This is a genomic window from Tessaracoccus lubricantis, assembly GCF_039544535.1.
GTDB classification, from domain to species: domain Bacteria; phylum Actinomycetota; class Actinomycetes; order Propionibacteriales; family Propionibacteriaceae; genus Arachnia; species Arachnia lubricantis.
On the sequence record NZ_BAABLV010000036.1, the window covers coordinates 85,221 to 110,779 of the forward strand.

Sequence of the window (25,559 nt, forward strand, 5' to 3'; positions counted from 1 at the left end):
CCCGGGTCGAGTTCGTCACCCGGTGATCACCTCGCTGAACACCGACGCCAGGCGGTGCCGGTCGTGCGTCGAGGAGCCGTCGCGCGAGGCGATGTCTGCGCGCACGAGCCGCCCGCCGAGCGACTGCACGTAGCCCTCGATGTGCTCGTCGTCCGCGGTGAAGCGGGTGTCGGCGATCACCACGTCGAGCCGCAACTTCGGTGCGTGCTCGGCGAGCAGTTCGATGTGCCGCGAGGCCGTGAAGCCGTCGGTCTCGGCCGCAGAGGTGATGTTCAGCACGAGGATGCGCTGGGCCCTCGTCGTCACGATGGCCTCGGCCAGCTCCGGCACGAGGAGGTGCGGGATCACCGAGGTGAACCAGGAGCCCGGGCCGAGCACGACGGCATCGGCCGACATGATCGCGTCCACCGCCTCCGGCCGGGCGGGCGGCTGGTCCGGCACCAGCCGTACCCGCTGCACCTCCGCCCGGGTCTTGGCCACGGTGGCCTGTCCGCTGAGGGTGCACACCTCGTCGGGGGCGAACGGGTCGAGGCCGAGCACGTCGGCCTCGATCTCGAGCGGCACCGAGCTCATCGGCAGCACCCTGCCCCGGGTGCGCAGCAGGTCGCCCACCATGTCGAGGCCCTGGACCGGGTCCTCGAACTGTTGCCACAACCCTGCGATCAGGAGGTTGCCGATGGCGTGGCCCGCCAAGGGGCCGTCGCCGGTGAACCGCGACTGCAGCACGCTGGCCCAGGTGCGGCCGGCGTGGTCGTCGGAACACAGCGCGGCCAGTGCCATGCGCAGGTCGCCCGGCGGGAGACAGTTGAACTCGCGGCGCAGCCGGCCCGAGGAGCCGCCGTCGTCGGCGACGGTGACCACGGCGGTGAGCTGGTCCGTCACTCGGCGCAGGGCCGTGAGCGACGCGGCGAGCCCGTGGCCCCCGCCGAGCGCGACGACCCTCGGCAACGTGGTGATGTTCATTCCTTCCCCAGATCCCGGTGCAGCACCGTGGTGGGGAAGCCGTGCTCGCGCAGGCGCAGGGAGAGCTCCTCGCTCATGCTGGTGGAGCGGTGCTTGCCGCCCGTGCAGCCGATCGCGACGGTGACCTGGCGCTTGCCCTCGTTGAGGTAGCCGGGCGCGACGGTGGCCAATAACTGCACCATGTGCTCCTGGAAGAGCTGGGCCGCCTCCTGCTTGAGCACGTACTGGGCGACGTCCTTGCTGAGGCCCGACTTGGGGCGCAGCTCGGGGATCCAGTACGGGTTGGGCAGGAAGCGCACGTCGAAGACCATGTCGGCGTCGACGGGCACGCCGTTCTTGAAGCCGAAGGAGATCAGCGCGATCTTGAGCTTGTCGGTGGCCTCGTCGCCGAAGTGGTTGGCCACGCGCTGCACGAGCTGGCGGGCGGAGAGGCGGGTGGTATCGACGACGATGTCGGCGGTGGCCCGGATGTCGGCCAGCAGGCGCCGTTCGCGCGCGATGCCCTCGATGAGCCGGTCGCCCCCCTGCAGGGGCAGCGGACGCCGGTTGGACTCCTGGCGCTGGACGATGATGTCGTCGTCGGCCTCGATGAACACCGTCGTGATGCGGCCCCCGGCCTCCTCGAGGGCTGCCAGCGCGGCCGGCAGCTGCTCGAACTGTTCGCGGCTGCGCACGTCTGCGACCACGGCGACCTTGTAGACGCCGTCCTGGAGCAGCGTGCGGGCCAGGCCGGGCAGCATCACGGGCGGCAGGTTGTCGACGGTGAACCAGCCCAGGTCCTCCATGGCGTGGGCGGCCGTGCGTCGCCCCGCACCGGACAGGCCGGTGATGATGGCGAACTCCTGGTGCGGCGCGTCGGTCATGGCGCCCACCCTAGTGCTCTTCCGGTAGCCCCCGCGCGTGCAGCGCCTCGCCGGTGCGCTGCGCGTACGACACGGCGTTGACGACGGCTGGCGTGAGCAGCAGCGCCACGTTGCGCTCCTTTCCCCTGGCGCGCGCAGCGGCGCGCGCGTCTTCGATGGAGCCGGCCAGGAACGGGATCGAACGCACCATCAGCGCCACCATGAGCGCAACCGCGTCCGGGTTGATCCTCACGTACCGCAGGACGCGGAGACCCCGGCTCAGGGCGTCGAGCAGGTCTGCCGTCGAGGTGGTCAGCGTCAGCATGCGGGCTGCCAGGACGGCCAACAGCATGTTGCCCGCCGTCACGAACGCGGCCTCCCACCGCAGCCCGATGGCCTGGTAGATCGCCAGCAGCCCGAGGAAGAACCAGATGTACCAACCGAAGGCGAAGATCCTGCGCAGCCCCAGGGCAGAGGCCAGCAAGGCGACCAGCACCAGCACCAGCCCGGCAAGCGTGGCCCACCAGCGGAAGATGAAGATGGGCGGCACGGCCAGCGCCAAGAGGATGAGGTACTTCGCGCCGACGGGCAGCCGGAAGAGCCAACCATTGCCGGGTTCGAAGGTGCCCAGCACGCTGGTGTGCGCGCTCACCGGCGGACCTGGTCCGTCATGGCTCGTGCGTAGAAGTCGACGGTCTCGTGTGGGGCGCCGTCGGCGACGATGCGGCCGCCATCGACGACGATGACGCGCTCGGCGTCCGTGGCCACGTCGAGGTCGTGGGTGGAGAAGATGACCTGCTGCTCCAGTTCGGCAAGGACGCGCCGCAGCAGGTGCTTGTTGCGCAGGTCGAGCAGCGTCGTGGGCTCGTCGGCCACCAGGATGGCCGGATCCACCGCGAGCACGCTGGTGAGCGCGACGAGTTGGCGCTCACCGCCGCTGAGGTCGTAGATCGACTGGTGCGCGACGTGGCCGATCCCGCGCTCCTCGAGCAGGGTGTGCGCACGGGCGCTGCGCTCGGCCCGGTTCCTGATCCTCGAGCGGAGGCTCAGCTCCACGTCCTCCACCGGCGTCGACATCAGGAGCTGCGCGAGCGGGTCGGTGAAGATGAACCCCACCTTCTGCCGCACCGCCCTGCCGTCCATGGCTGGGTCGAGCCCGTCGACCAGTACCTGCCCGGACGTGACGGTGCGCAGGCCGTTCAGCAACCGCAGGAGCGTCGACTTGCCGGAGCCATTGGCCCCGATGACCGCGATGCGGCGCTCCGCGAGCTCGAGCGTGACGCCGTCGAGCAACACCCTGTCCGGGTCGCCCTGCCGGGGGGCGGGGACGACGACTCGGGCGTCGCGGAGCAGGATCATCGGCCGAGCAGCCGCGGGAACGCCTTGTGCACGGCCACCGCGATGAGGACCGCGAGCAGGCTCTTGGCGGCGTCCCAGATCCAGAACGGCATGTCGATGGTGACCATCGCCTCGATGAAGGGCTTGTCGAGGTAGGCGGCCAGCCAGCCGACGCCGACGGGCAGCACCACGAGGTAGCGGGCGGCGAGGCAACCGAGGAAGAACCACACCGAAGTCATCGCCGACAGGCCGCTGCGCAGGGCCCACTTCGCGGCCAGGCCGATCAGCACGGTGCCGAGCACGAAGGAGAGAAGGTAGCCGCCGGTGGGCCCGAGGAACACGGAGAGACCCGCCTTGCCCCCGGCGAAGACCGGGAGGCCGGCGACGCCGACGACGATGTAGAGCAGCACCGCAGCCGCGCCGCGCCACGGCCCGAGCACCAGCGCCGCCAGGGCAACGCCGAGGGTCTGCAGGGTGAACGGCACGGGACCGAACGACACCGTGATCTGCGACAGCGCCGACAGGAGCGCGGCGAAGACGGCGATGTAGGCGAGGTCGGCCGGCGCGAACGACCGGGTGCGGGCGGCTACAGCGGTGCTGGTGGACATGGCGTCACTCCTGGTTGAGGCGGATGACCACATTCAAGCACGCAATTTGAACATTGTTCAAATCCGGGCGGAGCAGCTCCTCCACGCCCGGGTCAGGCTTCGGTCACCTCGCCGGTGGTCAGGTTGATCGCCTCTCCCCCAGTGTCGGCGACGGCGGCCTTGACCGACGCAGCCAAACGCGGGCCGAAACCGGGCACCTGCGCGATCTCCTCCACGCCGGCCTGACGCAACTTCCGCAGGGAACCGAAATACGTCAACAGAGCCTTCCTGCGCAGCTCACCCAACCCAGGGACGCCATCGAGCACCGACTCCACCACCGTCTTCGCCCGCCTCGACCGATGATGCGTGATCGCGAAACGGTGCGCCTCATCACGCAACCGCTGCAGCAGGTACAACCCCTCCGAGGCCCGCGGCAGAATCAGCGGATACTCCTCCCCCGGAACCCACACCTCCTCCAGCCGCTTTGCCAACCCACACAGCGCGATCTCACCGTCGAGCCCATGCTCCCTCAACACCGCCGCCGCAGCATTGACCTGCGGCAGACCACCATCGACCACGATCAACGCCGGCGCGTAGGAGAACCGCGCCGCCTCCCCCGTCGTCGGATCCACCTTCACGTCAGCGGTGCGCTCATCGGTGAGCCGACGCAACCTGCGATGCAAAACCTCGCTCATGGCGGCGACGTCGTTGGAGCCCTCGAAGCTCTTGATGATGAAGCGGCGGTACTCACTCTTGCGCGGCATCCCGTCCTCGAACACCACCATCGAGCCCACCGTCTCGGTGCCCATGGTGTGGGAGATGTCGAAGCACTCGATGCGCAGCGGCGGCTCCTCCAGGCCGAGCGCATCGGTCAGTTCCTCCAACGCGAGGGAACGGGATGTGAGATCGGTGGAGCGGCGCAGCTTCGCCTGGGCCAGCGACATCTCCGCGTTGCGCACCACCGTGTCCAGCAGCGCCCGCTTCTCGCCGCGCAGCGGCACGCGGATGTCGACCTTGGATCCGCGCCGCACGGACAGATCCGCGATCAACGTGTCCTCGGCCTCCACCGACGTGAGGATGAGCGGCGGGATCTCGAGGTCGTCTGTGTAGAGCTGCTCGAGGAAGGCCTCCAGTAGCTCGCTCAGCGATCTGTCATCTGCCCGGTCGGCGATCCAGCCCCGCTCTCCGCGGATGCGACCGTCCACGACGTGGAAGGCCTGGACGGAGACCTGATGGCCGTCATCGGCGAGGCCCACGATGTCGGCGCGCACCCCGTCGCTGAGGACGACGGAGTTCTTCTCCTGCACCTTCTTCAGCGCAGCCAGGGAGTCGCGCAGGACGGCGGCGCGTTCGAAGTTCAGCTCTGCGGACGCGTCGTACATGTCGCGTTCGATGCGGCCGATGATGCCCCCGGTGTTGCCGCCCATGAACGAGCAGAAGTCCTCGGCGATGGCGCGGTGCTCCTCTGGGCTGACGCGCCCGACGCAGGGGGCGCTGCACTTGCCGATGTCGCCCAACAGGCACGGCCTACCGGAGGAGCGCGCCCGGTTGAACACCCCCTGGGTGCAGGAGCGCATGGGGAACACCCGCAGCAGCAGGTCGACGGTCTCCCGGATGGCCCATGCCTGACCGAACGGCCCGAAGTACCGCACGCCGCGCTTCTTCGCGCCACGGCCCACGAAGACCCGCGGATACTCCTCGTTCATGGTCACGGCCAGCCACGGGTATGACTTGTCGTCGCGGTACTTGACGTTGAAACGCGGGTCGAACTGCTGGATCCAGGTGTACTCCAGCTGGAGCGCCTCCAACTCGTTGGCGACCACCGTCCACTCGACCTTGGCTGCGGTGCGCACCATCGTCTGGGTACGGAAGTGGAGCGCCTTCGGGTCGGCGAAGTAGGAGTTGAGGCGTTGGCGCAGATTCTTGGCCTTGCCGACGTACAGCACGTGACCGAACGCGTCGAAGAACCGGTAGACCCCGGGGTCCGTGGGGATGCTGCCCGGACGGGGACGGTAGCTCGCGGGATCGGCCATGCCGGCCAGCCTACTCAGGAGGCGAATACCGGCCTATCCTTGGTCTATGACCACCACGAGCCGAGACGTGACGACCCTCACGGCCCGCGAGGAACTCATCCACTCCATGCGGGCCTGGCGCAAGAGGCGGCGCATCGCGTTCTTCACGCGGGTGCTGACGATCATCGCCGCGCTGGCGCTGGCCGCTCCGGCCACCGCGCTGCTGCTCGGCCAGTTCACCATGATGCGCGAGGATTACGTGCCCATGCGGCACGTGCCTGGCGCCGACGGGTCGATCTCCATCTCGAAGGCCGACACGTACGTGCTGGTGCGCTACGCCGCCGAGCTCCCGCGCTGCACGATCACCGACGCCGAGGGGTACGAGCTGCTGCAGGAGTCCTGGAGCTTCGAGGCGGACCCGCCCGCCGTCGGCACGTCGTTCTACGCCCAGCCCGGGCGCTACACGGTGCTGTGCCAGGGCGGCCAGGAAGGCGTGGTCGCGTTGAACCAGGACGACTACGAGGACTCGCTGCGCGGTCCCTGGTCGCTGGACAAGCCGGCCATCCCGCTGTTCATCGGCGCGCTCCTGGTGTACTACGCCGGGCGCTTCGCGGCCAACCGCATCGCGCCCGAGTCGATGCGGCCGCTGTACCCCGCCTGACGTCGGCTGGGCAGGGCTCGTCAGCGAGCCGGTGTCGACGACTTGGCGTGCACGCAGGCTGCGTGGCAGCCCGGCGGTTTCGACACGCTCGCAGAGCTCGCGGCTCAACCAGCGTCAGAGGAGGTTCTTCAGGAACTGGCCGGTGGCCGACTCCTCGGTGGCGGCGATCTGCTCCGGCGTGCCCGTCGCGACGACCGTGCCGCCGCGCGAGCCGCCGTCGGGACCCATGTCGATGATCCAGTCGGCGCTCTTGATCACGTCCAGGTTGTGCTCGATCGTCACCACGGTGTTGCCCTGGTCGACGAGCCGCTGCAGCACGGCGAGCAGCCGTCGGATGTCCTCGAAGTGCAGGCCGGTGGTGGGCTCGTCCAGCACGTAGAGCGTACGCCCGGTGGAGCGCTTCTGCAGTTCCGCGGCGAGCTTGACGCGTTGCGCCTCGCCGCCCGACAAGGTGGTGGCCGGCTGCCCGAGACGGACGTAGCCCAGCCCGACCTCTTCGAGAGTCTTGAGGTAGCGCGCGATCGACGAGATGGACTCGAAGAACACCGCCGCCTCGCTGATGGGCATGTCGAGCACCTCGGCGATCGTCTTGCCCTTGTAGTGCACCTCGAGGGTCTCGCGGTTGTACCGCGCCCCGTGGCACACCTCGCACGGCACGTAGACGTCGGGCAGGAAGTTCATCTCGATCTTGATGGTGCCGTCGCCCATGCAGTTCTCACAGCGCCCGCCCTTGACGTTGAAGGAGAACCGGCCCGGCATGTAGCCGCGCACCTTGGCCTCGGGCGTCTTGGCGAAGAGCGTGCGCACCTTGTCGAACACGCCCGTGTAGGTGGCCGGGTTGGACCGGGGGGTGCGGCCGATCGGCGACTGGTCGACGGAGATCACCTTGTCGATGTGTTCCAGCCCCTCGAGCGACTTGTGACGGCCAGGCACCGCCTTGGCTCCGTAGATGGCCTTCGCGGCGGCGGTGTACAGGATGGAGTTGACCAGGGACGACTTCCCCGAGCCCGACACCCCCGTCACCGCGATGAACTGGCCGAGGTTGAACGCGACGTCGACGTTGCGCAGGTTGTGTTCCCGCGCACCCTTTACCACGAGCTGAAGGCCGTTGCCCGGTCGGCGGACGGCGGGCACCGGGATCTCCAGGCGCCCCGACAGGTATGCACCGGTCTTCGACTCCGGATGGCTGAGGAGTTCCTCGACGGTGCCGCTGACGACGACCTCGCCGCCGCCCTCGCCTGCTCCGGGGCCGATGTCGACCGCCCAGTCCGCGGCCCGGATGGTGTCCTCGTCGTGCTCGACGACGATGAGGGTGTTGCCCAGGTCGCGGAGCCGGTGCAGGGTCTCGATGAGCCGCAGATTGTCGCGCTGGTGCAGCCCGATGCTGGGCTCGTCAAGGACGTACAGCACCCCGACGAGGCCGGAACCGATCTGCGTGGCCAGCCGGATCCGCTGCGCCTCGCCACCGGAGAGCGTGCCCGCGGCGCGCGAGAGGGTCAGGTAGTCGAGGCCGACGTCGAGGAGGAAGCGCAGCCGCAGGTTGATCTCCTTGATGAGCCGCTCGGCGATCGCCGCCTCCCGCTGGGTCAGTTCCAGCTGGCCGAGGAACTCAGCGGCCTCCCCGATGGACAGCTCCGCCAGTTCGGCGATGTTGCGCTCCTTCACCGTCACGGCCAGCGACGACGCCTTCAGCCGCGCGCCGCCGCACCGCGCGCAGTTGATCTCGCGCATGTAGCCACCCCATCGGTCGCGGGCGGCGTCGGTCTCGGCCTCGTCGAACCGACGTCGGATGAAGGGGATCACGCCCTCGTACTTCTGGGAGAACGAGCGCACGCGCCCGAACCGGTTGCGGTACTGCACCACCACGTTGCCCTTGGCACCGTGCAGCAGCAGCTTGCGGGTGGCGGCCGACAACTGCCGCCACGGCGTGGTGACGGAGAAGCCGTGCTCCTCCCCCAGCGAGTCGAGGACGCGTTCGTAGTGGGCCTTGATCGTGGGGGTGGTCCAGGGGGCGATCGCACCCTCGGCGACCGAGAGGTCGTCGTTGGGGATGATCAGTTCGGGGTCCGGGTCCAGCAGCGTGCCGAGGCCCGAGCACTCGGGGCAGGCGCCCCACGGGCCGTTGAAGGAGAACTGCCGGGGCTCGAGTTCGTCGATGTTGACGTCGTGCTCGTTCGGGCAGCCCATCTTCTCCGAGAAGCGGCGCTCGCGCTCCGCATCGCCCTCGGGGCGGTCCACGAAGTCGATCGTGACGACGCCGCCGGCCAGGTTGAGCGCCGTCTCGACCGATTCGGTGATGCGCTGCTTCGCGTTGGGACGCACGACGGCGCGGTCGACGACCACGTCGATGTCGTGCTTGTACGTCTTGGCGACCGTGGGGAGGTCGGTCAGCGAGTAGGTCTCGCCGTCGATGCGCACGCGGGAGTAGCCGTCGCCGGTGAGTTGGCGGAACAGTTCGGCGTGCTCACCCTTGCGTCCGCGCACGAGCGGGGCGAGGACCTGGAAGCGGGTGCCCTCCTCCTCGCCCATCAGCCGGTCGACGATCTGCTGCGGGGTCTGCTTGCCGATCACCGCGCCGCACACCTCGCAGTGCGGCACGCCGATGCGGGCGTAGAGCAGGCGCAGGTAGTCGTAGACCTCCGTGATGGTGCCCACCGTCGAGCGCGGGTTGCGTGACGTCGACTTCTGGTCGATCGACACCGCAGGCGACAGGCCCTCGATGAAGTCGACGTCCGGCTTGTCCATCTGCCCGAGGAACATGCGCGCGTACGCGGACAGCGACTCGACATAGCGCCGCTGCCCCTCGGCGAAGATCGTGTCGAACGCCAGCGACGACTTGCCCGAGCCGCTCAGGCCGGTGAAGACGATGAGCGAGTCGCGGGGCAGGTCGACGGAGACGTTCTTGAGGTTGTGTACGCGGGCGCCGCGCACGATGAGCCGATCATTCACGCCCGCAATGGTACGTCTTTGCTAGTTTGGGGCACATGCCGATCAACCGCCTGCCGTTCGGCGACGTGGTGAGCGCTGTGCGCGAGCACACGTCGCTGCTGCTCGGCACGACCATCGGTTTCACCGAAGAGGACTGGGCGCTGCCCACCGGCCTGACCGGCTGGACCCGCAGCCACGTCGCCGCGCACCTCGTCGAGGGCGCCCGGGCGATGGTGCGCGTGATCGGGGAACTGCAGGAGGGCGTCCAGAGCGAGATGTACGGCTCGCGCGGCGAGGACCGGCAGGCGATCGAGCTCGGCGCGATCGCCGGCGGTCTCGCGCTGCAGATCGAGTTGGACACCAGCGCCAGCGAGTTGCAGGAACTCCTCCCCGAACTCGACGGCGACCTGCGCGAGATCCGGCTGCGCGACGGGCACCACATCCCCGCCCGGCACGTGCCCCTGGCGCGGCTCAGCGAGGTGGTGCTCCACCATCTTGACCTGGATGCCAACTTCAGTGCCTCCGTCCTGGAACCGGACATCGCGCTCGGGCTGCTGGCGTTCCAGGTGGAGCGGATCGGGCACCGCGACGATTACCCTCCGCTGCGTCTCGTGGCAGACGAGGGCTACGAGGGCACCGTGGGCCGCACGGTGGATCCGGCCACCTTCCACGGCCCGGCCGCCGATCTGCTCGCCTGGCTGATGCGGGGCGTCGAGTCGAGCCGCATCTACCGCGCCAACGATGACGGGGGCGACTAGCCGGCCAAGCCACGCCCTGGGTTGTCGGTGACCGCGACTACCCTGTGATGCATGCGTCCGATCGAAGAACTGCAGCGCCAGGTGGCTCCGTTGGAGGTCATCTCGGAGTTCTCGCCGTCCGGTGACCAGCCCACCGCCATCGCAGAGCTCGAGCAGCGCGTCAAGGCGGGCCAGCAGGACGTCGTGCTGCTGGGCGCCACCGGTACCGGCAAGACGGCCACCGTGGCGTGGCTGGCGGAGCGGCTGCAGCGCCCCATGCTCGTGATGCAGCCCAACAAGACGTTGGCCGCCCAATTCGCCAACGAGCTGCGCGACCTCATGCCGAACAACGCCATCGAATACTTCGTCTCCTACTACGACTATTACCAGCCCGAGGCGTACCTCCCCCAGACCGACACCTACATCGAGAAGGACTCCTCGCTCAACGAGGAGGTGGAGCGCATGCGGCACGCCGCCACGTCGTCGCTGCTCACCCGACGGGACTGCATCGTGGTGGCCACCGTGTCGGCCATCTACGGCCTGGGCACGCCCGAGGAGTACCTCCAGCAGCGCGTCACGCTGCGGGTGGGCGAGGAGTACGAACGCGACACCCTGCTCAGGCACCTGGTGGACATCCAGTACGCCCGCAACGACATCGGCGGCGGTCGCGGCACCTTCCGGGTGAAGGGCGACACCTTGGAGGTGTTCCCCATGTACGAGGAGAACGCGCTGCGCGTCGAGTTCTTCGGCGACGAGGTGGAGCGCATCGTCACCATGCACCCGCTCACCGGCAACGTGATCCACGAGGAGTCCGAGGCCTACATCTTCCCGGCCACGCACTATTCGGCCGGGCACGACCGGATGGAGCGCGCCATCGTCGGCATCGAGAAGGAACTCGAGGAGCGGCTCGCCGAGTTCGAGGCCCAGGGCAAGCTGCTCGAGGCGCAGCGGCTGCGGATGCGCACCCACTACGACATCGAGATGATGCGCCAGATCGGCACCTGCTCCGGCATCGAGAACTACTCCCGCCACATCGACGGCCGCGCGGCCGGTTCCGCCCCCTCGTGCCTGCTCGACTACTTCCCGGAAGACTTCGTGCTGGTCGTCGACGAGTCCCACGTCACCATCCCCCAGATCGGCGGCATGTACGAGGGCGACGCCTCCCGCAAGCGCACGCTGGTCGAGCACGGGTTCCGGCTGCCCAGCGCCATCGACAACCGGCCGCTGAAGTTCGACGAGTTCGTCGAGCGCATCGGCCAGACCGTCTACCTGTCCGCCACGCCCGGCCCCTACGAGATGGACCGGGCCGACGGGGTGGTCGAGCAGATCATCCGCCCCACCGGCCTTGTGGACCCGGAGGTGATCCTCAAGCCCACGAAGGGTCAGATCGACGACCTCATGGCTGAGGTGAAGCTCCGCGTGGAGCGCAACGAGCGCGTGCTCGTCACCACGCTGACCAAGAAGATGGCCGAAGACCTCACGGACTACCTGATGGACCACGGCATCCGCACCCGCTACCTGCACTCCGACATCGACACCATCCGACGCATCGAGCTGCTGCGCGAGCTGCGGCTGGGCGAGTACGACGTGCTGGTGGGCATCAACCTGCTGCGCGAGGGCCTCGACCTGCCCGAGGTGTCGCTGGTTGCCATCCTCGACGCCGACAAGGAGGGCTTCCTCCGCTCGGAGCGCTCGCTCATCCAGACGATCGGCCGCGCCGCGCGAAACGTCGCCGGCCAGGTGCACATGTACGCCGACAAGATCACGCCGTCGATGGAGGCGGCCATCGACGAGACCAACCGCCGCCGCGCGGTCCAGATGGCGTACAACACCGCCAACGGGATCGACCCCCAGCCGCTGCGCAAGCGGATCGGCGACGTCTCCGAGATGCTGGCCCGCGAGGACGCCGACACCACCGAACTACTCGAGGAGGCCGCGTCCAAGGGTGGTCGGCGCAAGGGCCGCGGACTCGACGCATCGGCCATGCCCACCGAAGAGCTCAGCACCCTCATCGAGGACCTGACCGCCCAGATGCACCAGGCCGCTGCGGAGCTGCAGTTCGAACTGGCCGCGCGTCACCGTGACGAGATCGCCGACCTCAAGAAGGAGTTGCGCGGCATGATCGAGGCCACGCGCTGACCCCTCCCGGCCCGCGTCCCCCGATTCCGCCATTCCCCGCGCGCACCACCGCCGCCCGGCTAGTCTCGTAGCAGACCAACCGTCGGCACCGCGCACGTGCCGGGAAGGGGCCCGACGTCGATGAAGACCACGGCACTGCACGCACTCCACACCGAACTGGGCGCCAAGCTCGTCGACTTCGCGGGCTGGGAGATGCCGCTGCAGTTCTCCGGCGGGGTGAAGGAGCACCAGCACACCCGGGAGGCCGCCTCGCTGTTCGACGTGTCCCACATGGGCCAGGTGCTCGTCCGCCCGGAGTCCGGCAACCTGGCGGCTGCGGCAGCGGCACTCGAGTCGCTCATCCCCGCCAGCGTCGCGGGCCTGGAGGAGGGCAGGCAGCGCTACGGCGTGCTGACCACCGACGACGGCGGGGTCGTCGACGACCTGATGTTCGCCCGCCACGGCGACCACTTCTTCCTCGTGCTCAACGCCTCGCGCACGGACGTCGACCTCGCGCTGCTGCAGACGTTGGAGGGCGTCACCGTCGAACACCTGGAGAACCGATCGCTGCTGGCGGTGCAGGGGCCGAGGGCGGAGGAGTCGCTGGCGACGCTGGTCCCCGAGGTCCGGGAGATGACGTTCATGGACACGCTCCGCGTCCTTCGTCCTGCCGGCGACTTCGTCGGAGGGCAGGCTCAGGAGGCGGTGGAGGTGTGGGTGTCGCGCTCGGGGTACACGGGTGAGGACGGGTTCGAGGTCTCGCTCCCCAACGAGCACGCCGAGGCCTTCGCGCGGGCGCTCCTGGCCCTCGACGGCGTCGAGCCGGCAGGGCTGGCCGCCCGCGACTCGCTGCGCCTCGAGGCCGGCATGTGCCTCTACGGTCACGAGCTCACCGAGGGCATCACCCCGGTCGAGGCCGGCATCGCGTGGGCCATCCCGAAGGTGCGCCGCACCGGTGGCTCCAGGGCGGGCGGGTTCCCGGGCGCCGACACGATACTTCGCCAACTGGACGACGGCGCCCCCCGGGAGAGGGTGGGCCTGCGTCCGGAGGGGCGCGCCGTCGCCCGCGAGGGTGCGCCGCTGTTCGCCGACGAACACGGCACCGAGCAGGTGGGCGTGGTCACCTCCGGTGGGTTCGGCGCTACCGTCGGGGGCCCGATCGCCATGGGCCTCGTGCCGGCAGGTGCCACCGTCGGCACCGTCTTCCACACCCAGGTGCGCGGCAAGCCGCTGCCGCTGACCGTCACCGAACTGCCCTTCGTCCCCCACCAGTACAAGCGCTAGAGGAGCACCATGATCAAGTTCACGGAGGAACACGAGTGGGTCGACACCGAGACGCATGCGATCGGCATCACCAGCCACGCGGCCTCTGAACTCGGCGACATCGTCTTCATCGACCTCCCTGACGCCGGCACCAGCGTCACGGCCGGTGAGGAGGTCGTCGGCATCGACTCCGCCAAGGCCGTCTCCGGCATCAACGCCCCGTTCGACGGCGAGGTCACCGAGGTCAACGAAGCCCTGGCGGACGCCCCGGAGACCGTCACGCCCGACTCGGCGATGGAGACGTGGTTCATCAAGATCCGCCCCGCGGACCCGGCCGCCGCCGAGGGCCTGATGGACGAGGACGCCTACCGCTCGATGATCGGCTAGGCGGCCCGATGACCACCTGGGAGACCCCCGACGTCCAGCCCGACGACTTCGCCACCCTGCGCCACATCGGCCCCAGCCGGCTCGAGATGGCCGCGATGCTGGAGGTCGTGGGGGCCGGCTCGCTCGACGAACTGGTCGACGAGACCGTCCCGCCGGGGCTGAGGCAGTCGGACCCGCTCGACTGGGAGCCGCTGACCGAGCACCAACTCACGATGAGGCTGCGCGAGGTGGCGGCGGCCAACACCGTCATGACCTCGCTCATCGGCCAGGGCTACCACGGCACCGTCACTCCCCCGGTCATCCAGCGCAACGTGTTCGAGAACCCCGCCTGGTACACGGCCTACACGCCGTACCAGCCGGAGATCTCGCAAGGCAGGCTCGAGGCGCTGCTCAACTTCCAGACGATGGTGGCCGACCTCACGGGCCTCCCGCTGGCCAACGCGAGCCTGCTGGACGAGCCCACCGCCGCGGCCGAGGCCATGGCGATGGCCCGGCGCTCGGCCAAGTCGGCCTCGCGGCGGTTCTTCGCCGCCGACGACCTCCACCCGCAGACGCTCGCCGTCCTGGCCACCCGCGCCCAGCCGCTCGGCATCGACCTGGTGGTCGGCCCCGTCGACGGCTGCCCCACCGATGACGTGTTCGGCGCGATCTTCGCCCACCCGGGCACGTTCGGCCACGTCCGCGACCTCACCAGCCAGTGCCACGCCGTCAAGGAGGCCGGCGGCGTCGCCGTCGTCGCGACGGACCCGTTGGCGCTGTGCCTGATCAAGGACCCGGGGTCGATGGGTGCCGACATCGCCATCGGCTCGGCCCAGCGCTTCGGCGTGCCGATGGGCTTCGGCGGCCCCCACGCGGCCTTCATGGCCTGCCGCGACGAATTGAAGCGCGCCCTCCCGGGGCGCCTCGTCGGCGTGTCCAGGGATGCCCGGGGCAACCGCGCCTACCGCCTCGCACTCCAGACGCGTGAACAGCACATCCGTCGTGAGAAGGCCACCTCCAACGTGTGCACCGCGCAGGCGTTGCTGGCCGTGATGGCCTCGTTCTACGCCGTGTTCCACGGGCCCAAGGGGCTGCGGTCCATCGCGCAGCGCACGCACCTCATGGCCGCCACGCTCGCCACTGCGCTGCGGGAGGGCGGCGCGCTCGTCGAGCCGGAGGTCTTCTTCGACACCATCACGGTCGACGTCGGCGTCGGCCAGGCGGGCATCCTCGCCGCCGCAGAGCACCGTGGCATCAACCTGCGCCGCATCGGGCGGCACCGCGTCGGCATCTCGGTGGACGAGACAACCGACCTCGAGATCGTGGCGCGGGTGCTCGACGCCTTCGGCATCGACGAACGCCCGGGCCTGACGGACACCCCCGCCCTGCCCGACGACCTCCTGCGCACCACCGACTACCTCACGCACCCGGTGTTCCACCTCAACCGCGCAGAGTCGGAGATGATGCGCTACATGCGGCGCCTGTCGGATCGCGACCTCGCGCTCGACCGGGCGATGATCCCGCTGGGGTCGTGCACGATGAAGCTCAACGCCGCCGTCGAGATGCGGCCCCTCAGCTGGCCGGGCTTCGCCGAGCTCCACCCCTACGCGCCGGCGCACCAGACCCGCGGGTACGCCGAGCTGACCGCCGACCTCGAGGCCAAGCTGTGCGCCATCACCGGCTACGACGCGTTCTCCATGCAGCCCAACTCGGGCGCGCAGGGCGAGTACGCCGGGCTGCTCACCATCGCGGCCTACCACCGCGCCAGCGGCGAGGACCGCGACGTGTGCCTCATCCCCACCTCGGCGCACGGCACCAACCCCGCCTCGGCGCAGATGGCCGGCATGAAGGTGGTGGCGGTCAGGGCCACCGCCGAGGGCGAGATCGACGTCGACGACTTCCGCGCGAAGGCAACCGAGGCAGGTGACCGCCTCGCGGCGGTGATGATCACCTACCCGTCCACGCACGGCGTCTTCGAGGAGACCGTCCGCGAGGTGTGCGCCGTCACGCACGAACACGGCGGCCAGGTCTACATCGACGGGGCCAACCTCAACGCTATGGTGGGCCTCGTGCGGCCGGGCGAGATCGGCGGCGACGTCAGTCACCTCAACCTGCACAAGACCTTCGCCATCCCGCACGGCGGCGGCGGGCCCGGGATGGGGCCGATCGGCGTCAAGGCGCACCTGGTGCCCCACCTCCCGGCAGACCCGCAGCACGGTCAGCCCGGGGCCGTCTCCGGCGCCAGGTACGGGTCGGCGTCGATCCTGCTGGTCTCCTGGGCGTACGTCCTGCTCATGGGCGGCGCCGGGCTGACGCAGGCCACCAAGGTGGCGATCCTGTCGGCGAACTACCTGGCCAGCCGCCTGTCGGAGGCGTACCCCATCCTCTACACCGGGGCCAACGGCCGGGTGGCGCACGAGTGCATCGTGGACCCGCGGGCGTGGGCGAAGGCGGGCGTGACGGTCGACGACATCGCCAAACGGCTCGTCGACCACGGCTTCCACGCCCCCACCATGAGCTTCCCGGTGGCGGGCACGCTGATGATCGAGCCCACCGAGTCCGAACCCAAGGCAGAGCTGGACCGCTTCGTGGCGGCGATGCTCGACATCGCCCGCGAGGCCCGTCAGGTGGTCGACGGCGAGGTCAGCGCAGCTGAGTCGCCGTTGCGCAGGGCGCCGCACACCGTCGAGGACCTCGTGGCGGAGTGGGACCGGCCCTACACCCGGGAGCAGGGTTGCTTCCCGGCGGGCTCGTTCCGCGTCGACAAGTACTGGCCGGCGGTGGGTCGCATCGACAACGCCTACGGCGACCGCAACCTCATCTGCAGCTGCCCGCCGTGGGGCGACGACTAGGGCGTGCCCGCCGCGGCGTTGAGCTTCTCCCACAGCTGCGCCACCTGACGCACCGTCGACGCCTGGTCCCCGTCGTTGTCGATCACGTGCGTGGCGGCCTCGCACCGCTGGATCCGCGTCGCCTGGGCCTGCACCCGCTGGGCCGCCTCGTCCGGGCTCAGGTCGTTGCGGTGCATCAGGCGCCGCAGCTGCGTCTCCACCGGCACGTCGACGACCACCACCTCGTCGAACTTGTCCTGCTGCCCGGTCTCCACCAGCAGCGGGATGACGTGGACCACCACCGCGTCGTCGGGTGCGCCACGCTCCAGCTCCGCGGCCCACTTCCGGACCAGTGGGTGGACGATGGCGTTGAGGTCCTTGCGGGCGGCCTCGTCGGCGAAGACGATCTTGCCCAGCTCGGGGCGGTCCAGCATGCCGTCGACGGTGAGGATGCCCGGGCCGAACCGCTCCACGACCGCCGCGAGGCCCGGGGTGCCGGGTTGCACCACCTCGCGCGCGATGACGTCGGAATCGATGATGATGGCGCCGCGCTGCTCCAGCTCTTCAGCGACGAAGGTCTTCCCTGAGGCAATACCCCCAGTCAGAGCAACTCTTACCATTGCACCCTCCTGCGTGTAGTGTGACGAGACCAGACCCTGACACTGGCATGAAAGGAAACATCATGGCACGCATCCTCTGGATCGTTCTCGTCGTGCTGGTCATCCTATGGCTGCTCGGCTTCCTCCTGAAGGTCGGCGGCGCGTTCATCCACGTGCTGCTCGTGATCGCACTCATCGTCCTGATCGTCAACCTGGTCACGGGCCGCCGCGCGCTCTAGCGCAGTCGCCGAAACGCCGAGAGGCCCGCCCCCATCGGGGGCGGGCCTCTCGAGTGTTACGCGGGATCAGTTACCGGCGAGCTTGTCGCGCAGCGCCTGCAGCGACTCGTCAGAGGCGAGCGAGCCCTCGGACTCGGTCTCCGTGACGTAGCCGGTGCCGGCCTCGACGGCAGCCTCGCGCTCGGCGGACTCGGCGGACTCCACCTGAGCCTTGTGGGCCTCCCACAGAGCGTGCGCCTGGGCGTACTGGGCCTCCCAAGCAGCGCGCTGCTCTTCGAAGCCTTCCTTCCAGTCGTTCGTCTCGGGGTCGAAGCCCTCGGGGTAGATGTAGTTGCCCTGCTCGTCGTAGGACGCCTGCATGCCGTAGAGCGCCGGGTCGAAGTCGATAGCGGCGACGTCGACACCCTCGTTGGCCTGCTTCAGCGACAGCGAGACGCGGCGACGCTCGAGGTCGATGTCGATGACCTTGACCATGCGGTCATCACCGACGGCGACGACCTGCTCGGGGATCTCGACGTGACGCTCAGCGAGCTCGGACACGTGGACCAGGCCCTCGATGCCCTCGCCGACGCGGACGAACGCACCGAACGGAACCAGCTTGGTGACCTTTCCGGGCACGATCTGGCCGATCTGGTGCAGACGGGCGAAGGTCTGCCACGGGTCTTCCTGGGTGGCCTTGAGCGACAGGGAGACGCGCTCGCGGTCCATGTCCACCTCGAGCACCTCGACGGTGACGGGCATGCCGACCTCGACGACCTCGTTCGGGTGGTCGATGTGCTTCCAGCTGAGCTCGGAGACGTGCACCAGGCCGTCGACCCCGCCAAGATCGACGAACGCGCCGAAGTTGACGATGGAGGACACGACACCCTTGCGGATCTGGCCCTTCTGCAGCTGGGTGAGGAACGTCTGGCGAACCTCGGACTGGGTCTGCTCGAGGTAGGCGCGACGCGACAGGACCACGTTGTTGCGGTTCTTGTCGAGTTCGATGATCTTGGCCTCGAGCTCCATGCCGACGTACGGCTGGAGGTCGCGGACGCGACGCATCTCCACCAGCGACGCGGGCAGGAAGCCGCGCAGGCCGATGTCGACGATCAGGCCGCCCTTGACCACCTCGATGACGGAGCCGGTGACCACGCCGTCCTCTTCCTTGATCTTCTCGATCGTGCCCCAGGCGCGCTCGTACTGTGCGCGCTTCTTGGACAGGATGAGGCGGCCTTCCTTGTCCTCCTTGGTCTGGACGAGGGCCTCGATCTGGTCACCCACCTGGACGACGTCGAACGGGTCGACGTCGTGCTTGATGGAGAGCTCCTTTGAGGGGATGACGCCTTCGGTCTTGTAACCGATGTCGAGCAGGACTTCGTCCCGGTCGACCTTGACGACGGTGCCGGAGACGATGTCCCCGTCGTTGAAAGAAATGATGGTGGCGTCAACCGCGGCGAGGAAGTCGTCGCGCGTGCCGATGTCATCGACTGCGACAGTCGAGGCCTCAGTGGAGGAGGTCATGTAGTAGGGCTCCGAAATAGTGGATGATCTTCATGCACTGCGCCCGTGACGAATCACCGTTCCCCACTCCGTCCGAGGGAACGCAGGCCACAGTGCCCGCCCAGCCTACCCCGCACCATCGAGCAAGGGCAACCCGGAGCGCCACATCCCGTCAACCGGAGAACACTAGCGGTTATGGGCCGATCCGGCCAATGCCTATGCTGGCCCATGTGTCGCAGACCCCACACCCGCCGGCCGGGCGGAACAAGACCCGCATCCTCATCGTGTCCTGTGCCGTCCTCGTTGCCGTCGTCGCGCTGCTCGCGTTCGCGCTGACCCGTGGCGGCGCCCCCGCCGCCGGCCCGCAGTTGCCCCCCACCACCCCGGCAGCCTCCGCCCCGTCCTCGCCCTCTGGCCCTCCGACGAACGCCCCGGCGTCGCCGTCGAGCCCGGCCGAGCCGTCGGCCGACCCGGAGTTGGGCGAGTGCACCCAGCCCACGGAGGGATTCGTCCCCCAGCGCTTCACGATTCCCGCGCTTGACGCCGATGAGGCGGTGCTGGCGCTGAACCTGGACGAGGACGGCAACATCGCGGCTCCGCCGCCCGACCAGCCGCGCACGGCGTCCTGGTGGAGCGGCGGCCCCAAGCCGGGCGCCGGGGCAGGCAAGGCCGTGCTCTCGATCCACACCTACAACCCCAGCCTGCCCCCGGCGCTGGGCAACGAGATGTACGCCGGCGGCACCTCACAACTGCGGCCGGGCGACCTCATCAAGCTGTACGGCCGCGACGGCCAGGTGCAGTGCTACGAGTACACCCACGACGTGAAGGTGTGGGTCAGCGACTACGACCCGGATTCGGACGTGCTGGTCGACTTCGAGGGTGACCCGCAGGTCGCGATCATCATCTGCTGGGACTACGAGGAGAACACTCGGGGCTGGGATTCGCGGGTCATCTTCTACGGCACCCCGGTGGCCCCGGCCGCCTAGCGTCCGGCGGAACCGGCCGGCGGCGCCGCCCGGTCAGTGGGCGGCGGACTGCCAGCTGTCCCCCACGCCGATCGACACCTCGAGCGGGACGAGCAGCTTCGCCGCGCCGCCCATCTCGCGTGCAACGAGCTCCCGCACGGCGTCCTCCTCGCCCGGCGCGACCTCGAGCACGAGTTCGTCGTGCACCTGCAGCAGCATCCGGCTGGCGAGGCGCTGGTCGTCGAGGGCGCGGCCGAGGTTGATCATCGCCACCTTGATCACGTCGGCCGCCGAGCCTTGGATGGGCGAGTTGAGCGCCGCCCGCTCCGCCATCTCGCGGCGCTGGCGGTTCGTGGTGGTCAGGTCCGGCAGGTAGCGCCGGCGCCCGAGCATCGTCTCGGTGTAGCCGACTCGGCGGGCCTCGTCGACGATCGCGGCGAGGTAGTCGCGCACGCCGCCGACGCGGGAGAAGTAGTCGTCCATGAGGTCGCGCGCCTCCGCGACGGAGATCTTCAGCTGGTTCGACAGCCCGAAGGCGCTCAGCCCGTAGGCCAGGCCGTAGTTCATGGCCTTGATCTTGGCGCGCATCTCCTGCGTCACGCCGTCGGGCTCGACGCCGAAGACGAGCGAGGCCATCTCGCCGTGGAAGTCGCGGCCGGATTCGAACGCCTCGATCAGCCCGGGGTCCTCGCTGCCGTGCGCCATGATGCGCATCTCGATCTGCGAGTAGTCGGCCGACATCAGCGACTCGAAGCCCTCCCCGGGCACGAAGGCGGCCCGGATCTGGCGGCCGACGGAGGTGCGGATCGGGATGTTCTGCAGGTTCGGATCGGTCGACGACAGCCTGCCCGTGGCCGCGATCGTCTGCATGTAGGTGGTGTGGACCCGGCCGTCCGCGCGGACGGTGGCCAGCAGCCCGTCGACCGTCTGGCGCAGCCTGATGCGGTCGCGGTGCGCCAGCAGGTGGCCCAGGAACGGGTGCTCGGTCTTCTCGAACAGCTGCTCCAGCGCCTCGGCGTTGGTGGTGTAGCCCGACTTGGTCCGCTTGGTCTTCGGCATCCCGAGCTCGTCGAACAGCACGCCCTGCAACTGCGACGGCGACCCGAGGTTGACCTCGTGGCCGAGGACGTCGTACGCGGCCTGCTGCGCATCCTGCACCGCGCGGTCGAACTCGTCGCGGAGGCTGTGGAGGCGGTCGACGTCGACCGCGATGCCGAGCCGCTCCATCTGCGCCAGCGTGCGCTGCAGCGGCAGCTCCACGCCGGTCATGAGGGCGGCGGCGTTGCGCTCGGCGAGCTGCTGCGACAGCACCTCCGCGAGGTCGTGCACGGCGCGTGCGTGCAGCAGCGCCACCTCGACGCCGGAGTCGTCCTCGTCGCCGAAGTCGAGCGCGAGCTGGGCGTCGTCCTCGGCGGGCTGCCCCACCGCGAGCTCCCGGTGCAGGTAGCGCACGACCAGGTCGGACAGGTCATAGGTGCGCTGGTCCGGGCGCAGCAGGTACGCGGCCAGCAGCGTGTCGAGCTGGACGCCGTCGAGGTCCCAGCCACGGCTCCAGCAGGCCAGGGTGGGGCCCTTGGCCTCGTGGATGAGCTTGGGGCGGTCGGCGTCGGCCAGCCAGTCGGCCAGCGCCTTGTCGTCCTCCGGCCTGAGGTCTGCGGTGTCGAGGTAGGCGCCGGAGCCGTCGGCCGCAGCCAGGGCCAGCGCGGTCAGGTCGCCGACGCCGGCTCCCCACGAACCGACGAAGTGCACCGCCGTCGCCTCCCGTGCGTGCTGGTCGAGCCAGGCCGCCACGTCGCCCTGCCCGAGGCGGGCGCCCTCGACGGTGAAGGTCTCGGTGGCCACCGGCTCCTCGGACGCGGTGAGTTCCAGCAGGCGCTCGCGCAGCACGCGGAACTCCAGCGCGTCGAACAGCTCGTGCACGCGTTCCCGATCCCAGTCCACGCGTACGGTGTCGGGCAGGGCCAGGTCGAGTTCGAGGTCGCACACCAGCGCGTTGAGCTTGCGGTTGCGCACGACGCCGTCGAGGTTGGCGCGCAGCGACTCACCCGCCTTGCCGGGAATCTGCTCGGCCCGGGCGACGATGTTGTCGAGCCCGTCGAACTGCGTGATCCACTTGGCCGCGGTCTTCGGGCCCACGCCGGGCACGCCGGGCAGGTTGTCGCTGGTCTCGCCCACGAGCGCGGCGATCTCGGGGTACCGCGCCGGCGGGACGAGGTATTTCTCCTCGACGGCGGCGGGCGTCATGCGCGCGAGGTCCGAGACGCCACGGCGCGGGTAGAGCACGGTGACGCGGTCGTTGACGAGCTGCATCGCGTCGCGGTCACCCGTGACGATGTAGACGTCGTAGCCCTCTGCCGCGGCGCGGGTCGAGAGCGTGGCGATCAGGTCGTCGGCCTCGTAACCGGCCAGCTCCACGAACGGGATGCGCAGCGCGCCGAGCACGTCCTTGACCAGGGCCACCTGGCCCTTGAACTCGTCCGGCGACTTCGAGCGGTTGGCCTTGTACTGCGGGTACTGCTCCGTGCGGAACGACTCGCGGGCCACGTCGAAGGCGACCGCGACGTGCGTGGGGCGTTCGTCGCGCAGCACGTTGATCAGCATCGACGTGAACCCGAACACGGCGTTGGTGTGCTGGCCGGTGCTGGTGGCGAAGTTCTCCACCGGCAGGGCGAAGAACGCCCGGTAGGCCACGGAGTGTCCGTCGATCAGCAGTAGTTTCTTCGCGTCAGTCACAGCTCAAGAGCCTACCGTGGCAGAGTAGGGGCCCATGGACGCCATTCCCGCCTGGCTCGCCGACCAGGTCTCCCCGCTCGACGACAAGCTGGGCCTGAAGATCACCGAACTCACGCCCGAACGCGTCGTCGGCTGGATCCCCGTCGAGGGCAACGAGCAGCCGTTCGGGCTGCTGCACGGCGGGGCCAGCGGCGTCGTGGTCGAGACGTTGGCGTCGATGGGGGCGATGGCGCACGGCTGGCCGGACCGGGTCGGCGTGGGCGTCGACCTCAACGTGACGCACCTGCGCGCGGCGAAGAAGGGTCGGGTGACCGGCACCGCCACCGCACTGCACCTGGGCCGCACGATGGTGACCTATTCGGTGGAGTTGGTCGACGACCAGGGCCGGCTCACTGCGACCGGACGCCTGACGTGCCACATGGTCAGCCGCCACTGACGGTCCCTGAGGGTCGGTCCCTGAGCGTCACACGTGCGAGGTACGAGCACCGTGTGACGACGAAGGGTCGGGTGGGACGACGAAGGGCCGGTGAGGCTTCCGCCGCCCGGCCCACCGTCGTCTGGCGGTTACTTCTTCTTGTGCGAGATGACGCCCTCGGCGACATCGCGCATCGACTTGCGCATGTCCATGGCGGTCTTCTGGATCCAGCGGAACGCCTCGGGCTCCGTCAGGCCGAGGTCCTGCTGCAGGATGCCCTTGGCCTGGTCGATGATCTTGCGCGACTCCAGGCGGTCCTCGAGGTTGGCCAGTTCGTCCTCGATGGCCGCGATCTCCTGGAAGCGACCCATCGCTATCTCGATGGCCGGGACCACGTCGGAGGCACCGAACGGCTTGACGACGTAGGCCATCGCGCCTGCGTCGCGGGCGCGCTCCACGAGGTCACGCTGGCTGAAGGCGGTGAGCATCACGATGGGCGCGATGCGCTCCTCGGCGATGATCTCGGCAGCCGTGATGCCGTCCATCTTCGGCATCTTCACGTCCATGATGACGAGGTCGGGCACCAGGTCGCGGGCGAGCTTGACGGCCTCTTCACCGTCGGCGGCCTCCCCGACCACGTCGTACCCCTCCTCGGTGAGGAGTTCGACAAGGTCGAGTCGGATGAGCGCCTCATCCTCAGCGACAATCACGGTGGGCTTCTTCTTCGTCATGTGCGGCACTTTTCCCTCGCCCCGGGAGGCGAGCTTCGTCGGTCAACCTGAGTGGATACTACTCCGATGAGGGGCAACATGCCCACTCAGCGCCGCATGGGCGGTATGTGCAACAATATGGTGGCCCGCCCGGGTGGCGGAATGGTATACGCGGACGGCTCAAACCCGTCTGGCCGCAAGGCCGTAGGGGTTCGAATCCCCTCCCGGGCACGCAGGACACCCCGCCAGGATCTCTCCTGGCGGGGTGTTCGCTGTCAAGCGGACGGTGCCGCGGCGATCACTGGGGTTCGCCGAGCTCCTTGATCTTGTGCACGCGCAGGTTGTTCGTCTTGCCGGGGATGCCCATCGGCGAGCCGGACAGCAGGACGATGCGCTCGCCGACCTCGATCATGCCGCGGTCCCTCAGGTGGCGGTCGACGGCCTCGACGACCTCTTCCTGCTCGCTGAACTCCGGGGTGACCTGGGTGTCGACGCCCCACGAGAGGGTCATCGTCTGGCGCGTGGACTTCTCCGGGGAGAACACGAGCATGGGGATGGGCGAACGCAGGCGCGAGATGCGGCGGCCGGTGTCGCCCGACTTCGTGAACGCGACGAGGTAGCGGGCGCCGATGCGCTCTGCGACCTCGGCAGCGGCCTTGGCCAGGATGCCGCCGGTGGTGTGCGGGTCCCAGTCGATGATGTGGATCTCGGCGTGGCCTTCGCGCTCGGTCTTCTCGACGATGCGGGCCATGGTGGCCACGGTCTCGACCGGGAAGTCGCCGACGGAGGTCTCACCCGACAGCATGACGGCGTCGGCACCATCGAGGATGGCGTTGGCGACGTCCGAGGTCTCGGCGCGGGTGGGGCGCGGGTTCGAGATCATCGACTCGAGCATCTGGGTGGCGACGATCACCGGCTTGGCCCACTTGCGGGCGGCGCGGATGATCTTCTTCTGCACCAGCGGCACCTCTTCGAGCGGCAGCTCGACGCCGAGGTCACCGCGGGCGACCATGAAGGCGTCGAACGCGTCGATGATGTCCTGCAGGTTGGCGATCGCCTGCGGCTTCTCCAGCTTGGCGATGACCGGCAGGTGACGACCCTCCTCGTCCATGATCTCGTGGACGCGCTTGATGTCGTCGGCCGAACGCACGAAGGACAGGGCGATCATGTCGACGTCCTGGTGCAGCGCCCAGCGCAGGTCTGCCTCGTCCTTGTCGGACAGGGCGGGGACGGACACGGCGACGCCGGGGAGGTTGATGCCCTTGTTGTTCGACACGGGGCCGGGGACGGTGACCTCGCACACGACGTCGTTCTCGGTGACCTCGATGGCGCGGAGGCCGACCTTGCCATCGTCGATCAGGATGGGGTCGCCGACGTTGACGTCTCCGGGGAGGCCCTTGTAGGTGGTCGAGCAGCGCTCCTTGTCACCGAGGATGTCATCGGTGGTGATGGTGAACCTGTCACCCACCTCGAGGAACTGCTTCTCGTCATTCAGGAAGCGGCCAAGACGGATCTTGGGGCCCTGGAGGTCGGCGAACACGCCGACGGTCTTGCCGGTCAGCTCGGCGGCCTCACGGACGTTCTTGATTCGGTTGCCGTGCTCGTTGTAGTCGCCGTGGCTCATGTTGAGACGTGCAACGTTCATGCCGGCATTCAGGAGCTCCACCAGGCGCTCGACGGTTTCGGCGGACGGGCCGAGGGTACAAACGATCTTTGCTCTACGCACGGGCCCAGCCTACTGCAAGGGGCCCCGAGACCACATCGGGGTAT

At 69.0% G+C, this 25,559-nt stretch carries 21 protein-coding genes and 1 tRNA gene; 10 read left to right on the forward strand and 12 right to left on the reverse strand.

From position 1 onward, the window contains the following. Positions 1-15: 15 nt before the first annotated feature. The 6 genes from ABEA30_RS11530 to uvrC form a co-directional block, all read right to left on the reverse strand. On the reverse strand, positions 16-963 hold the full coding sequence (locus ABEA30_RS11530) for a gluconeogenesis factor YvcK family protein (RefSeq protein ID WP_345582968.1): 948 nt from the start codon (positions 961-963) through the stop codon (positions 16-18). After that, positions 960-1,826, reverse strand: a complete 867-nt coding sequence (gene rapZ, locus ABEA30_RS11535; RefSeq protein WP_345582970.1) for an RNase adapter RapZ — start codon at positions 1,824-1,826, stop codon at positions 960-962. Before rapZ ends, ABEA30_RS11530 begins: the two co-directional genes overlap by 4 nt. Positions 1,827-1,836: 10 nt before the next feature. Further along, entirely contained in the window at positions 1,837-2,457 is a 621-nt protein-coding gene (locus ABEA30_RS11540) for a CbiQ family ECF transporter T component (RefSeq protein ID WP_345582972.1), read from the reverse strand. Then, positions 2,454-3,164 (reverse strand): energy-coupling factor ABC transporter ATP-binding protein, encoded by a 711-nt coding sequence (locus tag ABEA30_RS11545; protein WP_345582974.1) that lies wholly within the window; start codon positions 3,162-3,164, stop codon positions 2,454-2,456. Before ABEA30_RS11545 ends, ABEA30_RS11540 begins: the two co-directional genes overlap by 4 nt. Further along, positions 3,161-3,751 (reverse strand): biotin transporter BioY, encoded by a 591-nt coding sequence (locus ABEA30_RS11550; RefSeq protein ID WP_345582976.1) that lies wholly within the window; start codon positions 3,749-3,751, stop codon positions 3,161-3,163. Before ABEA30_RS11550 ends, ABEA30_RS11545 begins: the two co-directional genes overlap by 4 nt. 92 nt (positions 3,752-3,843) lie before the next feature. Continuing rightward, positions 3,844-5,763, reverse strand: a complete 1,920-nt coding sequence (gene uvrC, locus ABEA30_RS11555) for an excinuclease ABC subunit UvrC (protein WP_345582978.1) — start codon at positions 5,761-5,763, stop codon at positions 3,844-3,846. 46 nt (positions 5,764-5,809) lie between these two features. Here uvrC and ABEA30_RS11560 point away from each other — a divergent pair, with 46 nt between their 5' ends. Further along, complete coding sequence (locus tag ABEA30_RS11560; RefSeq protein WP_345582980.1) at positions 5,810-6,403, forward strand: hypothetical protein; 594 nt, start codon at positions 5,810-5,812, stop codon at positions 6,401-6,403. A 114-nt stretch (positions 6,404-6,517) separates the two neighbouring features. Here the strand turns inward: ABEA30_RS11560 and uvrA are convergent, their stop codons facing one another. After that, positions 6,518-9,352, reverse strand: coding sequence for an excinuclease ABC subunit UvrA (gene uvrA / locus ABEA30_RS11565; protein WP_386084865.1), 2,835 nt, complete (start codon positions 9,350-9,352; stop codon positions 6,518-6,520). 35 nt (positions 9,353-9,387) lie between these two features. Here uvrA and ABEA30_RS11570 point away from each other — a divergent pair, with 35 nt between their 5' ends. From ABEA30_RS11570 to gcvP, 5 genes are all read left to right on the forward strand, one after another. Beyond that, positions 9,388-10,089 (forward strand): maleylpyruvate isomerase family mycothiol-dependent enzyme, encoded by a 702-nt coding sequence (locus ABEA30_RS11570; protein WP_345582982.1) that lies wholly within the window; start codon positions 9,388-9,390, stop codon positions 10,087-10,089. A 51-nt stretch (positions 10,090-10,140) separates the two neighbouring features. Next, complete coding sequence (gene uvrB / locus ABEA30_RS11575) at positions 10,141-12,207, forward strand: excinuclease ABC subunit UvrB (RefSeq protein WP_345582983.1); 2,067 nt, start codon at positions 10,141-10,143, stop codon at positions 12,205-12,207. A 120-nt stretch (positions 12,208-12,327) separates the two neighbouring features. Beyond that, complete coding sequence (gene gcvT, locus ABEA30_RS11580) at positions 12,328-13,470, forward strand: glycine cleavage system aminomethyltransferase GcvT (protein ID WP_345582984.1); 1,143 nt, start codon at positions 12,328-12,330, stop codon at positions 13,468-13,470. 9 nt (positions 13,471-13,479) lie between these two features. Then, on the forward strand, positions 13,480-13,836 hold the full coding sequence (gcvH, locus tag ABEA30_RS11585; protein WP_345582985.1) for a glycine cleavage system protein GcvH: 357 nt from the start codon (positions 13,480-13,482) through the stop codon (positions 13,834-13,836). Positions 13,837-13,844: 8 nt separating this feature from the next. After that, on the forward strand, positions 13,845-16,667 hold the full coding sequence (gene gcvP / locus ABEA30_RS11590; RefSeq protein ID WP_345582986.1) for an aminomethyl-transferring glycine dehydrogenase: 2,823 nt from the start codon (positions 13,845-13,847) through the stop codon (positions 16,665-16,667). Here the strand turns inward: gcvP and coaE are convergent. Continuing rightward, positions 16,664-17,266 carry a dephospho-CoA kinase gene (coaE, locus tag ABEA30_RS11595; RefSeq protein WP_345582987.1) on the reverse strand — a complete coding sequence of 201 codons (603 nt, stop codon included), beginning with the start codon at positions 17,264-17,266 and terminating at the stop codon, positions 16,664-16,666. The genes gcvP and coaE overlap by 4 nt on opposite strands. A gap of 62 nt (positions 17,267-17,328) precedes the next feature. On the opposite strand from coaE, the gene ABEA30_RS11600 reads away from it, so the two are divergent. After that, entirely contained in the window at positions 17,329-17,484 is a 156-nt protein-coding gene (locus tag ABEA30_RS11600; protein WP_345582988.1) for a lmo0937 family membrane protein, read from the forward strand. 66 nt (positions 17,485-17,550) lie between these two features. Here the strand turns inward: ABEA30_RS11600 and rpsA are convergent, their stop codons facing one another. Continuing rightward, the gene (rpsA, locus tag ABEA30_RS11605) at positions 17,551-18,987 is read right to left on the reverse strand and encodes a 30S ribosomal protein S1 (protein ID WP_345582990.1); all 1,437 of its coding nucleotides are present in this window, start codon (positions 18,985-18,987) and stop codon (positions 17,551-17,553) included. Between the two features lie 209 nt (positions 18,988-19,196). Between rpsA and ABEA30_RS11610 the strand changes: the two genes are divergently transcribed. Beyond that, positions 19,197-19,952 carry a class F sortase gene (locus ABEA30_RS11610; protein WP_345582992.1) on the forward strand — a complete coding sequence of 252 codons (756 nt, stop codon included), beginning with the start codon at positions 19,197-19,199 and terminating at the stop codon, positions 19,950-19,952. Positions 19,953-19,985: 33 nt separating this feature from the next. Here the strand turns inward: ABEA30_RS11610 and polA are convergent, their stop codons facing one another. Then, on the reverse strand, positions 19,986-22,664 hold the full coding sequence (polA, locus tag ABEA30_RS11615) for a DNA polymerase I (protein ID WP_345582994.1): 2,679 nt from the start codon (positions 22,662-22,664) through the stop codon (positions 19,986-19,988). A 34-nt stretch (positions 22,665-22,698) separates the two neighbouring features. Here polA and ABEA30_RS11620 point away from each other — a divergent pair, with 34 nt between their 5' ends. After that, a complete protein-coding gene (locus ABEA30_RS11620) occupies positions 22,699-23,100 on the forward strand; it encodes a PaaI family thioesterase (RefSeq protein ID WP_345582996.1) in 402 nt (133 codons plus the stop codon). 128 nt (positions 23,101-23,228) lie between these two features. Here the strand turns inward: ABEA30_RS11620 and ABEA30_RS11625 are convergent, their stop codons facing one another. Further along, positions 23,229-23,810, reverse strand: a complete 582-nt coding sequence (locus ABEA30_RS11625; RefSeq protein WP_345582998.1) for an ANTAR domain-containing response regulator — start codon at positions 23,808-23,810, stop codon at positions 23,229-23,231. Positions 23,811-23,937: 127 nt separating this feature from the next. On the opposite strand from ABEA30_RS11625, the gene ABEA30_RS11630 reads away from it, so the two are divergent. Further along, positions 23,938-24,020, forward strand: a tRNA-Leu gene (locus tag ABEA30_RS11630). 67 nt (positions 24,021-24,087) lie between these two features. Here the strand turns inward: ABEA30_RS11630 and pyk are convergent. After that, on the reverse strand, positions 24,088-25,515 hold the full coding sequence (pyk, locus tag ABEA30_RS11635) for a pyruvate kinase (RefSeq protein WP_345583000.1): 1,428 nt from the start codon (positions 25,513-25,515) through the stop codon (positions 24,088-24,090). Positions 25,516-25,559: the final 44 nt, after the last annotated feature.

Bases quoted from the DNA above. Each gene is read 5' to 3' on its own strand.
- coaE (WP_345582987.1), bottom strand. From the start codon at position 17,266: ATGGTAAGAGTTGCTCTGACTGGGGGTATTGCCTCAGGGAAGACCTTC.
- ABEA30_RS11600 (WP_345582988.1), top strand. From the start codon at position 17,329: ATGGCACGCATCCTCTGGATCGTTCTCGTCGTGCTGGTCATCCTATGG.
- uvrC (WP_345582978.1), bottom strand. From the start codon at position 5,763: ATGGCCGATCCCGCGAGCTACCGTCCCCGTCCGGGCAGCATCCCCACG.
- uvrB (WP_345582983.1), top strand. From the start codon at position 10,141: ATGCGTCCGATCGAAGAACTGCAGCGCCAGGTGGCTCCGTTGGAGGTC.
- ABEA30_RS11625 (WP_345582998.1), bottom strand. From the start codon at position 23,810: ATGACGAAGAAGAAGCCCACCGTGATTGTCGCTGAGGATGAGGCGCTC.
- ABEA30_RS11560 (WP_345582980.1), top strand. From the start codon at position 5,810: ATGACCACCACGAGCCGAGACGTGACGACCCTCACGGCCCGCGAGGAA.
- ABEA30_RS11530 (WP_345582968.1), bottom strand. From the start codon at position 963: ATGAACATCACCACGTTGCCGAGGGTCGTCGCGCTCGGCGGGGGCCAC.
- ABEA30_RS11620 (WP_345582996.1), top strand. From the start codon at position 22,699: ATGGACGCCATTCCCGCCTGGCTCGCCGACCAGGTCTCCCCGCTCGAC.
- gcvH (WP_345582985.1), top strand. From the start codon at position 13,480: ATGATCAAGTTCACGGAGGAACACGAGTGGGTCGACACCGAGACGCAT.
- rpsA (WP_345582990.1), bottom strand. From the start codon at position 18,987: ATGACCTCCTCCACTGAGGCCTCGACTGTCGCAGTCGATGACATCGGC.
- ABEA30_RS11570 (WP_345582982.1), top strand. From the start codon at position 9,388: ATGCCGATCAACCGCCTGCCGTTCGGCGACGTGGTGAGCGCTGTGCGC.
- ABEA30_RS11545 (WP_345582974.1), bottom strand. From the start codon at position 3,164: ATGATCCTGCTCCGCGACGCCCGAGTCGTCGTCCCCGCCCCCCGGCAG.
- gcvP (WP_345582986.1), top strand. From the start codon at position 13,845: ATGACCACCTGGGAGACCCCCGACGTCCAGCCCGACGACTTCGCCACC.
- rapZ (WP_345582970.1), bottom strand. From the start codon at position 1,826: ATGACCGACGCGCCGCACCAGGAGTTCGCCATCATCACCGGCCTGTCC.
- gcvT (WP_345582984.1), top strand. From the start codon at position 12,328: ATGAAGACCACGGCACTGCACGCACTCCACACCGAACTGGGCGCCAAG.
- ABEA30_RS11550 (WP_345582976.1), bottom strand. From the start codon at position 3,751: ATGTCCACCAGCACCGCTGTAGCCGCCCGCACCCGGTCGTTCGCGCCG.